This is a genomic window from Mucilaginibacter sp. P5_A6 (genome assembly GCF_056400585.1).
The window spans coordinates 12,112-25,613 of the sequence record NZ_JBFUKZ010000035.1; the positions used below are offsets into that span (position 1 = coordinate 12,112).

Below are 13,502 nucleotides of genomic sequence, written 5' to 3' on the forward strand. Positions count from 1 at the left end.
AAAATATACAATTAATCAACAAAAGCCTTTTTGATTGCAAATTTTAAATTAATCCTATAAGGTTGGTAGTAATTATTACAATTGTAATAACCTTTCGGGGTATTTAAGATTAGATACCGCAGCCAGCTGATCGGCCGACGAGAACACCGAATTGCCCGCAACCAGCACATTTGCACCGGCATCTAACAATTTTTTTACATTATGCTCGCCAACACCACCATCAACTTCTATCAGTAATCCGGGATTTTTCTTTCGGCTAAGCTCTTTCAGGTCGTTGAGTTTTTTGTAGGTATTGTCAATAAATTTCTGTCCGCCAAAGCCGGGGTTTACAGACATGATGAGCACCATGTCCAGGTCGGCAATAATATCCTCAAGCAAGGCAACAGGCGTATGCGGGTTAAGGGCTACTCCTGCCCTGCAGCCAAGTTCTTTAATAGCCTGTATAGTTCGGTGCAAATGCGGGCAAGCCTCATAGTGAACAGTGATACCATCAGCTCCCGCATCTTTAAAAGCTTTTAAATAGCGGTCGGGGTCAACTATCATTAAATGTACATCCAGCGGTTTGGTGGCATGCTGTTTAGTGGCAATAACAACGGGGAAACCAAAAGAGATGTTTGGCACAAACATGCCGTCCATAATATCAACATGCACCCAGTCGGCATCGCTTTTATTGATCATTTCAATATCGTGTTGCAGGTTGGCAAAATCGGCTGCTAAAATTGATGGTGCTATCAGGTGATTCATGTGCAAATATATAAATCCCCAGCCCCATGAAAGGAAGGTTCAGAAATTTTATTGTAAACTTTTACACAAACTTCACCGTATCTCATATAACCGGATCTAATTAGGTAAAAAAGGGAATTTGTATAATTTTACCGACATATAATCAAATGCGATGAAACTAACTGGCTTTGTACAGGAGCACGACGACAATATCCATTCGGCAATTCCATTTACAGATATGTTTGAATTTCAGAATTGGGATGAAACGTTGATAGCCAAAGTGGCTGATTATTTAAACAATGGAGCGATAGTTTTTGGTTGGATGCATTATGTAAAGGACTTTACAACCGGCGAACTACTTTGCCCACACGGCTATTATACCGACGGAGTATGGATTTGGCCAGGGTATTATCCACTTTATTTGAAAAATTATCCCGGATTTTTGATCGACCCCGATTTAATAAGTCATATTCAAAAAGAGAATTTTATCAATAACGGCAAAAATACGTCGCTATTGGATATGGGGTTGTTGGAAAAAAAGCTCCTGAAATTTTATAGATGATCATTTTCCCCCTTCAGGGACTTAGGGCGCCCCTAATCGCAGTTTAGCAGCAGATCATAGTACTTTTTCATCAGTACCGTATCATAATTGACTAAAGAACCATAGGCCTCTGCTACCAGTTCGTTCAAAATCGATGAGCCAAGCTGACCGCCACCATTGGGGATGGAATCATAATACTGTATTAATTCTTTAACACGGATAATTTCATATAATAACTGCTGCACCAGATCATTTTGCGCAGCCGACTGCTTCCCATGCGGATTATTGTTGAGAAAATCTAAAGGATCATTGGTAGCAGGAGTCATGTTTTTTACAAGCGGAGTCAAAATTTAAGGTTTTATCAACTATTTATTAACTGATATAAAGTTTAAATAAATGCCTTTTGTTTTAATTTTTTGCAAAAAAAGTGTCAAGAATACAAGAAAAAATAACAAAACCCTCATATAGAGGGTTTTGTATATATCAAAATATAAAATTTATTTGTCTGCTTTTGGTGCTTCTGGCCTTGGCAATAACGCTTTGCGCGATAACTTCAGTTTACCTTGTTTATCAACATCAAGCAATTTAACTCTTACCTCATCACCCACTTCAAAGATGCCGTCCATCTTCTCAATCCTGCGGTGATCAATTTCAGAGATGTGTAACAAACCGTCTTTACCTGGCATGATCTCAACAAATGCACCAAACGGCATAATTGATTTCACTTTACCTTCGTAAATCTCGCCAACTTCTGGTTTAGAAGCAATGTTACGGATCCGCGATAAAGCCTGGTCGATGGAAGCTTTGTTATCGGCAAATATTTGAACGATACCCTGGTTGTCTTTTTCTTCGATAGAAATAGTTGCACCGGTTTCACGTTGCATTTCCTGGATAATTTTACCGCCGGGCCCGATAACTGCACCAATAAATTCTTTATCAATTTTAATGGTAACAATACGCGGAGCGTGTGGTTTGTAATCAACACGGGGAGCAGTAAGAGTTTTAGCCATTTCACCAAGAATGTGTAAACGACCCTCTTTAGCCTGGTTTAAAGCGTTGGTCAACACTTCGTATGATAAGCCATTGATCTTTAAATCCATTTGTACGGCAACTATACCATTCGTGGTACCGGTAACTTTAAAGTCCATATCACCTAAGTGATCCTCGTCACCAAGAATATCAGATAGGATAGCATATTTAGTACCCATTTCGTTGGTGATCAATCCCATCGCGATACCTGATACCGGCGATTTGATTTTGATACCTGCATCCATCAAAGCCAATGTACCGGCACAAACCGTAGCCATTGATGACGAACCGTTTGATTCCAGGATATCAGAAACGATACGGATAGTATATGGATTTTCATCCTCAGATGGCAATACCTGTTTTAATGAACGCATGGCCAGGTTACCGTGACCAATTTCGCGGCGACCAGCACCCCTGTTCGGACGAACCTCGCCGGTTGAGAAACCTGGGAAGTTATAATGCAACAGGAATTTTTGATAACCGTTGATGAACGCGCCATCAATCATTTGCTCATCATCCTTAGCACCTAAAGTAACAGTAGTTAATGCCTGGGTTTCGCCACGGGTAAATACCGCAGAACCGTGAGCAGATGGTAAATAACCAACTTCGCTCCATATAGGGCGGATTTGGGTAGTTGTACGACCATCTAACCGTTTGCCTTCATCTAATACAAGGTTACGGATAGCATCGTACTCCACATCATGGTAGTATTTTTTAGCTAAAAACTTGGTAACATCATCAATTTCGCCTAAAGTAGCAATGTAAGCATCACGAACTTCTTTGAATTTGGCAGAACGCTCATCTTTTGCAGATGCAGAAGAAGCGATAGCGTAAACCTGATCATAAGTAGCAGCGTAAATAGCTTTTTTCAAATCTTCATTGCTGTTTTCATGGCTGTAAACACGTTTTTCGGTTTTGCCAACTTCAATGGTTAATTCTTTTTGAGCTAAACACTGCAATTTAATAGCGGTGTGTGCAAACTTAATAGCTTCAACCAATTCGGCTTCCTGAATCTCTTTTGATTCACCTTCAACCATGTTGATATCGTGCTCGCTACCTGCTACAATAAATTCTAAAGTAGCACGCTCAAGCTGGCTTAAAGTTGGGTTAATTACCAACTGGCCATCAATTTTAGCAACACGTACTTCAGAGATAGGACCGTTAAAAGGAATATCAGATACAGCTAATGCTGCTGATGCTGCCAAACCGGCAAGGCAATCAGGCATAATGTCTTTATCTGCAGAAATTAAAGAGATCATCACCTGTGTATCAGCATGATAATCTGAAGGGAACAACGGACGTAAAGCGCGGTCAACCAAACGCGAGATCAAAACCTCGTAGTCTGATAAACGTGCCTCGCGGCGTAAAAAACCACCCGGTATACGGCCGGTGGCAGCGTATTTTTCCTGGTAATCAACAGAAAGGGGTAAAAAATCAACTCCCTCTTTCGCTTCCTGTGATGATACTACAGTAGCCAATAACATGGTATCACCCATTTTAATAACTACAGAGCCATCGGCTTGTTTGGCCAGTTTACCTGTTTCGATCTCAATAGTGCGGCCATCACCTAAATCGATAACTTTTTTAATTACGTTTAAACTCATCTTCTTTTGTTTGTGGTGCACTTTTCATCTTTCGGAGCGCACCGGTTTTTTATGTATGTATAATATTTGTTGCAAAAGTAAAAAAGCCATCCCCAAATTCGGGATGGCTTTTAAATAAAAAAAGAGAGAATTACTTAATGATATCCCTTAGCTGTAAAGCTTTGATGATAGCACGATATCTTTCAATGTCTTTTTTGAATAAGTATGCCAGCAATGCACGGCGTTTACCTACTAATTTTTGTAGCGATAACTGGGTAGAAAAATCATGTTTGTTTTTTTTCAGGTGACCAGTTAAGTGTGCAATGCGAGTGGTGAATAATGCTACCTGTCCTTCTGCCGAACCTGTGTCTGTAGCACCTTTACCATGTTTTGCAAAGATCTCTGCCTTTGCTTCTTTACCTAAATACATTACTTGAATAATATTAAAGCGTTAAATATTTTTGTTAATTGTGGGTGCAAAGATAGTGTGAATGTTTCATATATGCAAGGGCGAACAGTAAGATGATTCTTAACCGAAACCATTCCCTTCATTAGTAAATGCCACATAGGATGCCGGGAGAAGAAGATCCTGAATTGTAAAAGAATTTATAAAAGAATAACCTTATTGCTATAAACGGCAATACAATACTGCTAACCAGCTTTTTTATAGGGAATATTAAAGTAAAAACAGCTGCCTTTTCCTGCATCGCTTTCCACGCCAATGCTTCCTTGCTGTAATACAAGTAGCTGGTGGCAAATATAAAGACCGAGACCTGTACCCGCTTTATCTCCGGAGCGGTCGGCCTGGTAGTACCTGGTAAACAATTTAGCTTGCCTTTCTTTAGGGATACCTGTTCCGGTATCAATAATCCGTACTTCCAGTTTTTGCTGATGCTCATTAATTGAACGCAAACTAACCTTAACCGTTACGCCTCCGGTTTCTGTGTATTTTATAGCATTGCCAAGCAAATTAATCATTACCTGTTTTAGCCTGAAAGCATCCCCGCTGATTAACACATCCCCTTCCCCATCAAACGCTGCGGTTAAATAAATCTGTTTGTTCTCTGCAAGAAAGCTCATGGCTGCTATTGCCTGGCTGATCTCATGGTAGGGATTAAACTCAGATAAGTTAAGCACTTCATCTTTCTGATGATCTATCTTGCTGGCGTCAAGTATATTATTAATAGTCTCCATCAACATCTGGGCAGCATGGTTCATAGAAGCAAGGCGTTTTTGCTGTTCAGGTGAGCGAATGGTTTTATTTAAAATATAAATAGTTCCAGTAATGGTTGTAAGCGGATTACGGATTTCATGACTCATAATGGCCAGTAACTCCGATTTTTGCTCGGCAAGGGCAATGGCTCGTTCATTTTCTCCCAGGTAAAGTTCTTCTGCCTTTCCTGCCTTACGGATGTAAACAAGCAGCAGGATGATGAAAATAAGAATCATAATAACGGCCACGCCGGTAAAATTGTTAAGCTCGCTTGTTGCAAGCTGGTACTGGGCAAGTGTTTTATTCCGGCTTAACTCCCAGGCATTAATATGAACATCTTTGAGCTCCTGTACCAACTGATGAAGCTGGATAACCAGGTTAAGGTTGGCGGCTATCAGCTGCTTGTTAGATTCGGTGAGGTGATTGTTTTCTTCATTTAATTCCCGCACTAATTGCTCAACCGATAGATTTTGCTTTCTGACTAAAGACCGTGTTACCGAATCGCTGATCTGTTTTACACGATTGACTGTAAGCACCCTGACAGAGGTGCCTGCCTGGTTTTTATTATTAAACGCATCCCTCAAACGTTTAAACAAACCGTTTTTGCTGGCTGGTGCATTTATTTCTTTTACCAGTGTATCGGCCCCATTTTTCACATTGAAATGGCGCCTGGTTTGATAACCGGCCGCAGCATTTAAATTACCCTGGCCCTTAATCCCCTGTATGGTTGTTGCGTTTAAAAGCGAATCAAACTTGTGCTTAAGTTCAAATACTTCCTTTGACATTGATAATTTACGGTCAAAAGTTTTTTCAAGCTCACCCTTACCCGCTGGAAAATATTTGGGAATATCAGCTTTATACTTATTAAGTATTGTATTGATCTGATTGAAAACATTTGTAAGCTTTGTTTTATAGGACTCCAACTTTTCGGTGCCACCATATAAACTCGCTTTCTGAAAATCATTTTCTGCACTGTTTAAATCCAGCAAAACATTATTGATCTCCTGGGATTGCAGAGGGTCTTTATATTGCTGACCCAGGTTTTGCAGTTTTTTTGAAATTGAATTTCTCAGGAACAGGGAACCAGCGGTGATCAGGAAGGTAAATACCAGGAAAATGATAAATATCCTGCGGTGATAATGTGTTGATCTTCCTTTTGTAACTCCTATATTTTTTAGCATCGTTGACTCGTTGTAAACAGGGAAAAATTGATTGGTTTAGGTATTGTTAATAACAGGTCACCTACCGACGCCTTTTCGTTCAAATAACTTATAAAATTTCGCAAATATAGAAATTTCAACCTTATGCACTTTTTAAATATGCTCAGATAAAGGGAGAACGCTTAGCAGCTATTTAAATTTCATTCAGTAATATTTTTACGCATTCGTGAAACGTATATCTCACCGCCATTGGCTGATATCCGCTATGATGATCCTGTAAAAATGGCGAAAACGTATTGGGTTTGGAACTTAACTACGATCATGCCACGAGGTAAAATCCGGCGACGCTGAAGGAGAGGATGACAAATAGATAAAAGACTTATCGACGATCAGGGTATAAACTACGGAATTAGTAACCGGTTATAATGGGGCATTTTTATATATGTACAGGATAAGCGGTTTCCTGTTTTGCTTCCGACAATACGAAAAAGCTTTGCATGTTACCAACATCCGGCAATCCGGCCAGCTTCGTCATCAGCAGTACGTTGTATTCGTTCATGTCACTTATGGCTATACGGAGCAAAAAATCAAAAATCCCGGTCATATGGTAACATTCCATAATTTCGGGCAACTTAACCACCTCCTGCTGAAAGGCCAGCAACGCATCCCGGGAGTGCTCCTTTAACTGTACATGCGTATAAGCGATAAGGCCCCGGCCAACCTTTTTAGGATCAATAATGGCCACGTAGCGTTTAATGTATCCTTCATCCTCCAGCCGCTTTATCCTAAGATGAATGGGGGTAACACTTTTATGCAGCAGGTAGCCAATCTCCTTATGTGTTATTTGCGCATCTTTCTGCAATAGTTGTATAATAGCAATATCGGTATCGTCGAGTTGATTGTTCTGCATGATGAATATAAGCTATGATGCTTTTGTTAAAAAAGGTTCCGCGTCATTAAAAGAAAGCACCCCGGCCTCCCGCATAAAGCACTCGGCCTTTTTTACCATATTAACCGAACCAATAAAAATTGGCGAACGCTGGTGCAGCTCCTGCACATCAAGCTCCAGTATCCTGTCTGTACCATTGGTTGCCCTGCCCCCGGCCTGTTCCAAAATAAAAGCCATTGGATTACACTCATAAACAAGGCGCAGTTTGCCATTAGGCGCAGCAGATGTAACCGGGTAAATAAAAATACCGCCCTTGATGAGGTTACGATGCAGATCGGCCACCATTGAGCCAATGTAACGCGAGGTATAAGGCCGGCTGGTACTCTTATCCTCCACCTGGCAATACTTGATATATTGCTTCACTCCTTTAGGAAAATGCACATAATTCCCTTCATTGATAGAATAGATGACACCATCTTCAGGAATCCGCATATCCGGATGCGATAAACAGAACTCACCGATGGATGGATCGAGCGTAAACCCGTTTACGCCTTTCCCTGTGGTATAAACCAACATGGTAGATGAGCCGTAAATTATATACCCGGCCGCTACCTGTGCAGTACCTGGTTGCAGTACATCGGCCAGGGTGGCTGGTTCTTCCAGGGATAATCTACGGTAAATTGAAAAGATGGTACCAATGGGCACATTCACATCAATATTGGACGAACCGTCCAATGGGTCGATAGCTACGATATATTTGGCGTTGTTTGCCACCTCGGTATCTATCCGGATGATATCCTCGTTTTCTTCTGACGCTACGATACAGCATTCGCCACCGCTTGACAACGCAGATATGAATTGTTCATTAGAAAAAACATCCAATTTCTGCTGGCTTTCTCCCTGGATATTCATACTGCCCGCCTGCCCCAGTATATCCATCAGGCCGGCTTTATTTACCTCCCGGTTAACGATCTTGGCAGCGATCCCGATGTCGCGCAAAAGCCTGGAAAGTTCCCCTTTGGCGTATGCAAAATCGGCTTGTTTTTCGATGATAAATTGTCCTAAAGTTTTAACTACCGGCATATAACTTAGTGTATGGTTTACGTTTTTATTGATACTAATTGGCTCAGCCAATATAAGCACTTATATCCTTAAAAAACAACATTTAAGCACAAAATATTTCATTTAGCACTAAATAACCGATATCCACCAACGGATACTAAGTGTAAAATAGGCAATATTATAAACCTGTTATTCTGACAGTAAACACAGGGTTATAGCCGTTTTTTTTAAAAGCGGTGCAAATTCAGCGCTCTTTTAATCTTATCAGCCACAAACAGTCGTTTTTTTAGTTCTTTTTTCTAAATATCAAACAGCCTATAGTTTCAGAAACCAAATAACCCAACCTTTACATTATTAAGGATGCTCAACATCCCGACCAACCAATTATAACTATTATTAAACCAATGAGACCTGTAAAAATCCTGGTGATCGGTGCCTGCGGACAGATCGGGACCGAACTGACAAGTGCCTTAAGATTGAGGTACGGCAGTAACAATGTCATTGCGGCCGACCGCTTTTTCGGCAGCCCGAATGATGGCCTTTACCGGCAACTGAATGTTTTGAATATAGATGCTTTAACACAACTGGTCCGTGAAGAAAACATCACTCAGGTATACCTGCTGGCAGCCATGCTTTCGGCAAGCAGCGAACAGCACATCCATACAGCCTGGGAACTTAACATGAATGGTTTGCTGAATGTGCTGAAGGTGGCCGTTTCCCAGCGGCTGGATAAAGTATTCTGGCCAAGCAGCATTGCTGTATTCGGTCCCGGGTCTCCCAGGCATCTTTGCCCGCAGGAAGCCCTTACAGAGCCAACAACAGTTTATGGCATTAGCAAACGGGCAGGCGAATACTGGTGCCGGTATTATTTTGATAAATATGGCCTTGATGTACGCAGTCTGCGCTATCCCGGCCTCATCTCCTCCACATCCCCTCCGGGTGGCGGCACCACAGATTACGCGGTAGATATGTTTCACCAGGCCATTGAAAAAGGGCATTATACCTGTTTCCTGCAGGAAGATACCTGCCTGCCGATGATGTACATGGCCGACGCTGTACGCGCCACAATGGAACTAATGGAAGCGCCCGCCGGGCAAGTTAAAATACGTACATCTTATAACCTTTCTGCATTGAGCTTTTCCCCTTGTGATCTGGCAGCAGCTATCCAAAAACATATCCCGGAGTTCGGGGTAACCTACCTGCCCGACAGTCGCCAGGCCATTGCAAATAGCTGGCCTGCAAGTATCAATGACCTGCCCGCCCGCACAGATTGGAACTGGCGGCCGCAATATGATCTTGACATGATGGTTAAGGATATGCTGAAAAACCTGGAACAGAAAAAAAGGTCGACAGAAACAGCGGAGACCTGGATCAAAGATGATAATTATGTTTTTACCCGCATAGATGAAGCATGAGAGAATTACAGATAACCCAGACCATAACTAACCGGGAAAGCCGCGCGGTAGAAACCTACCTGCATGAACTGAGCAGGTTAAACCCCTTAAGCACCGAGGAAGAAGTAACGCTGGCCAAGCGGATTAGAGAGGGCGACCAGGCGGCGCTTGACCGGCTGGTTAAAACCAACCTGCGTTTCGTGGTTTCTGTAGCCAAGAAATACCAGCGCCAGGGCATGCCGCTATGCGACCTGATAAGCGAGGGTAACCTAGGGCTGATTAAAGCGGCCAAAAAGTTTGATGAAACAAGGGGGTTCAAATTTATTTCTTTTGCGGTATGGTGGATAAGGCAGAGTATCCTGGCGGCCCTCACAGAAAATTCGCGTATGATAAGGTTGCCGATGAACAAGATCCACGATATCTCGAAGATCAATAAAGCGATAGCAGCGGTAGAACAGGAAACCTTGCGCAAACCTTCGGCAGAACAGATTGCCGAATACCTGGCTACGTCGCCGGAAAAGGTTAACGACGCTTTATCAGTAGCAGCATGGATCAGTTCCCTGGATGCGCCTTACGGAGATGAAGACGAATATTCACTTCACGAGCAGCTGTTTGAAAAGGATAACTGTACCGATGGAGCCCTGGTGGCAGAGGACGCTTCATTGGAGATAAAGTTGCTCCTGTCCCGGCTAAATGAGCGGGAGCGCTCGGTGATCGATCTGTCTTTTGGACTTTCCGGGAATGAGGAAGCAACATCTGCAGACATTGCCAGGCATTTAGGGCTCACCGGGGAACGCGTAAGGCAAATTCGTAATCAGGCGCTGCATAAACTTCGCAACACAAAAAAAATTTAAATGATCATGGTAAAACATATTGCCCAAAAGCTATCACTGAAAACCAGGATAAATTACCAGCTGCCAACTGTAAAATTGGTAGAACAAGCGCTGCAAAGAAAGGAAGGTATTTTAAACGATACCGGAGCGTTGGTAATCTGCACCGGGGAATTTACCGGCCGCAGCCCGGCAGATAAGTTCATTGTAAAAGATGCGCTAACGAAAAAAACCGTCGACTGGAATAAATTCAACAACCCGATAGCTGTGTCATCCTTTCTAATGCTCCGGCGTGACCTGATTGCTTACCTCAACCAGCAATCTGAAATATGGGTAAGGGATGCTTATGCCTGTGCCAGCCCGGCATTCCGCATCAACATACGTATAGTCAACGAAAATCCTTCATCAAACCACTTTGCAGCCAATATGTTCATCGCTCCTGCTATTGAAGAGCTGGAAAACTTTGAGCCCGATTGGACCATTATCCATGCGCCAGGCTTTAAAGCCGACCCTGCAAAGCATGGCACCAGGCAAAGTAATTTTACTATTATCTCTTTTACTCACAAAACCATCCTCATAGGAGGTACCGGCTATACGGGCGAGATAAAAAAGGGGGTATTTACTGTGCTTAATTTCATCTTACCGGTTGAGCACCGGGTGTTAAGCATGCACTGCAGCGCCAATGAAGGGCCGCAAGGCGACACCGCCCTGTTCTTCGGCTTAAGTGGAACGGGTAAAACAACCCTGAGTTCGGACCCATCGCGCAGGCTGATAGGTGATGACGAACACGGCTGGGATGATAAGGGCATTTTTAATTTTGAGGGTGGCTGTTATGCAAAAGTCATCAACCTTTCTGAAGAGCGCGAACCGGCGATTTTTCGGGCTATACACACAGGAGCACTGGTAGAGAATACCTGCTTTACCAGCGGTACTAACCGCATTGATTTTGAAAGTAAATCAATCACAGAAAATACGCGGGTGAGTTACCCCTTACACTTTATACCACATACTAAGGCCCCGGCCATATCCGGGATTCCCCAAAACCTGTTTTTTCTTACATGCGATGCCTATGGCGTGTTTCCGCCCCTGAGCAGGCTAAGCCATGAACAGGCTATGTACTATTTCATCAGCGGTTATACTGCTAAAGTTGCCGGGACAGAAGAAGGCGTAAAAGAACCACAAGTTACTTTTAGTGCATGTTTTGGGGCGCCGTTTTTACCTCTGCATCCCAACTTTTACGCCACACTTCTACAAGAAAAACTCGAAAAACACCAAACCAGGGTATGGATGATAAACACCGGCTGGTCGGGCGGGTCATACGGAACCGGTAGCCGGATTAACTTAGCATATACCAGGGCCATGATTTCTGCAGCGCTCAGCGGTCAGTTAGAGATGGTGCCGTACCGCGCTCACCAGGTTTTCGGGGTTTTTATTCCTGAAAGCTGCCCCGGCGTTCCTACGGCCATCTTAAATCCAAGGGATACCTGGGCCAATAAACAGGACTATGATTTTATTGCGGGGAGATTGGCTGATAAATTCAGGGAGAATTTTAAACCATATCATGATCAGTTACCATTATCATTGGCTGATGCCATATAGTGATTCAGTTACAGGCTAAAATAAAAGTTGTTGTTTTTGCTGTTAGATCTTCACGAAGCATTTTATCCGAGATTTAGCTTGCCTAAAGGTTAAGGTATTTATGATGCCCGTCTCGGGCGTTTTTTCTTTACTGAACCGTCCGGTTTTTCAACTTTCTGATAACCGGGCGATTCGAAGCTGGGTTTAGGGGCAAACGGGGCCGGCTTATTCGCGGTTGCTCTTTTATCATCGGCTATCCTTACATTAATCTGCCTGCTTTCTATCTCCATCCCATCAAAAGCAGCTATTGCCCTATCCGCACTCGCCTGATCGGTCATATGAACAAAACCATAGCCTTTGCTTTCACCTGTATCTATATCCGTAACAATTTTCACCATTTCTACCTGACCTTCGGTCATAAATAACTCCAGCAGTGCAATTTCCTGCATATTTCGTGGGATGCCCACAACAAATAACTTTACCATATTATAATTTTAGGCGTTTATTATATAAATCTACTTAAATAGCTGGGAATAGTTTCCTGCCAACCAGAAATAATTAAACATAATAAACCATAAGTACCGCGCTTGCCCCTGCGTTATGTTTAGTGAAAATTCATTAAAAAAACTCCCTGTATTATTTGTTCTTGTTCAGGTTTCAAAAAAAATTCCCTGGCAGTATCATCCATCTCAAAAAACACTTGTTACCTATTCATGCTGATACTAAACCGGGCTATAACCGTCACGCAATTGTTACAAAAATACATTTTCGTTCGCGTAAAGATAAGTAAAACACTAATTAGGCTACGATTTTAATAAATGTAGTTATTGCACCGCTGCAAATCAGCTTGTTTTACACCGCAAACACCTATAATCAATGATGTTGCTACCTTTCGCCACCTCATTATACTCAATCACTAAGGTGGCGTCCGCACACACAAAAACAATCAATGTTTTGATGCCTATTGATTTTTACAATTTGATTCTATATACTTACAAAATCTATAGGTAAGCTCTCTGCTTACCATTGTGATAAGGTTTAGGTTTAAAGTCCCCGGCGGCGAGCGCTTAGGGGGCTTTTATTTTAATTATAGAAACCATGATGTAAACGCCTGGTATTTTTTTTCAAAAAATCCACTTTGCTGCCAGCAATAAAAGGTAATTTCGCTTCCTGTTTACCAGCGATACTACTTATTAATTTATGTCTTCAGATCATTCTATTTTACCAGTACAGGCAGACCTTGTCCAAATTATTTCCAAGTATATACTACTCCAGGAAAGCCGCAAAAACCTAAAAGGGCGCTGTCCTTTCCATAAGGACCTGGCAACCTCACTGATGGTTTCTCCTGATAAAAATATTTTCCAGTGTTTTGGCTGCGGCAAGGGCGGAGGCCCTGTAGAATTCGTGATGGCAATAGAGAACAAAACACGGGAAGAAGCGATACAGCTGATCACGATGCAAAAAAACTAATTAAAACAGCGGCCGGCCTCTGTTTTAATT

At 42.4% G+C, this 13,502-nt stretch carries 13 protein-coding genes; 5 read left to right on the forward strand and 8 right to left on the reverse strand.

The annotated features are described in order from the left end of the window. Window positions 1–75: 75 nt before the first annotated feature. Window positions 76–744 carry a ribulose-phosphate 3-epimerase gene (gene rpe / locus AC1DO4_RS25800; protein WP_477420646.1) on the reverse strand — a complete coding sequence of 223 codons (669 nt, stop codon included), beginning with the start codon at window positions 742–744 and terminating at the stop codon, window positions 76–78. Window positions 745–895: 151 nt separating this feature from the next. Between rpe and AC1DO4_RS25805 the strand changes: the two genes are divergently transcribed. After that, entirely contained in the window at window positions 896–1,285 is a 390-nt protein-coding gene (locus AC1DO4_RS25805; RefSeq protein ID WP_477420647.1) for a hypothetical protein, read from the forward strand. 32 nt (window positions 1,286–1,317) lie between these two features. On the opposite strand, the gene AC1DO4_RS25810 is transcribed toward AC1DO4_RS25805, so the two are convergent. From AC1DO4_RS25810 to fbp, 6 genes are all read right to left on the reverse strand, one after another. After that, window positions 1,318–1,611, reverse strand: coding sequence for a hypothetical protein (locus AC1DO4_RS25810; RefSeq protein WP_477409566.1), 294 nt, complete (start codon window positions 1,609–1,611; stop codon window positions 1,318–1,320). Window positions 1,612–1,761: 150 nt separating this feature from the next. Then, window positions 1,762–3,897: a polyribonucleotide nucleotidyltransferase gene (gene pnp / locus AC1DO4_RS25815; protein ID WP_477420648.1), complete on the reverse strand. Its 2,136-nt coding sequence runs from the start codon at window positions 3,895–3,897 to the stop codon at window positions 1,762–1,764. 130 nt (window positions 3,898–4,027) lie between these two features. Beyond that, entirely contained in the window at window positions 4,028–4,306 is a 279-nt protein-coding gene (gene rpsO, locus AC1DO4_RS25820) for a 30S ribosomal protein S15 (RefSeq protein ID WP_076379122.1), read from the reverse strand. A 221-nt stretch (window positions 4,307–4,527) separates the two neighbouring features. Beyond that, a complete protein-coding gene (locus tag AC1DO4_RS25825; protein WP_477420649.1) occupies window positions 4,528–6,270 on the reverse strand; it encodes a sensor histidine kinase in 1,743 nt (580 codons plus the stop codon). A gap of 415 nt (window positions 6,271–6,685) precedes the next feature. Continuing rightward, on the reverse strand, window positions 6,686–7,159 hold the full coding sequence (locus AC1DO4_RS25830) for an Lrp/AsnC family transcriptional regulator (RefSeq protein WP_477408529.1): 474 nt from the start codon (window positions 7,157–7,159) through the stop codon (window positions 6,686–6,688). 12 nt (window positions 7,160–7,171) lie between these two features. Beyond that, a complete protein-coding gene (gene fbp / locus AC1DO4_RS25835; RefSeq protein ID WP_477420650.1) occupies window positions 7,172–8,221 on the reverse strand; it encodes a class 1 fructose-bisphosphatase in 1,050 nt (349 codons plus the stop codon). A gap of 383 nt (window positions 8,222–8,604) precedes the next feature. Here fbp and AC1DO4_RS25840 point away from each other — a divergent pair, with 383 nt between their 5' ends. From AC1DO4_RS25840 to pckA, 3 genes are read left to right on the forward strand one after another with little or no spacing between them, the layout of a single operon-like run. Further along, complete coding sequence (locus AC1DO4_RS25840) at window positions 8,605–9,615, forward strand: NAD-dependent epimerase/dehydratase family protein (RefSeq protein ID WP_477420651.1); 1,011 nt, start codon at window positions 8,605–8,607, stop codon at window positions 9,613–9,615. Further along, on the forward strand, window positions 9,612–10,448 hold the full coding sequence (locus AC1DO4_RS25845) for a sigma-70 family RNA polymerase sigma factor (protein WP_477420652.1): 837 nt from the start codon (window positions 9,612–9,614) through the stop codon (window positions 10,446–10,448). The genes AC1DO4_RS25840 and AC1DO4_RS25845 overlap by 4 nt, the downstream gene beginning before the upstream one ends. Continuing rightward, window positions 10,449–12,023: a phosphoenolpyruvate carboxykinase (ATP) gene (gene pckA / locus AC1DO4_RS25850; RefSeq protein ID WP_477420653.1), complete on the forward strand. Its 1,575-nt coding sequence runs from the start codon at window positions 10,449–10,451 to the stop codon at window positions 12,021–12,023. A 98-nt stretch (window positions 12,024–12,121) separates the two neighbouring features. Here pckA and AC1DO4_RS25855 read toward each other — a convergent pair whose 3' ends face one another. Beyond that, the gene (locus tag AC1DO4_RS25855) at window positions 12,122–12,487 is read right to left on the reverse strand and encodes an RNA recognition motif domain-containing protein (RefSeq protein ID WP_477420654.1); all 366 of its coding nucleotides are present in this window, start codon (window positions 12,485–12,487) and stop codon (window positions 12,122–12,124) included. A gap of 715 nt (window positions 12,488–13,202) precedes the next feature. Between AC1DO4_RS25855 and AC1DO4_RS25860 the strand changes: the two genes are divergently transcribed. Beyond that, on the forward strand, window positions 13,203–13,472 hold the full coding sequence (locus AC1DO4_RS25860) for a CHC2 zinc finger domain-containing protein (protein WP_477420655.1): 270 nt from the start codon (window positions 13,203–13,205) through the stop codon (window positions 13,470–13,472). The last annotated feature ends 30 nt before the right edge of the window (window positions 13,473–13,502 follow it).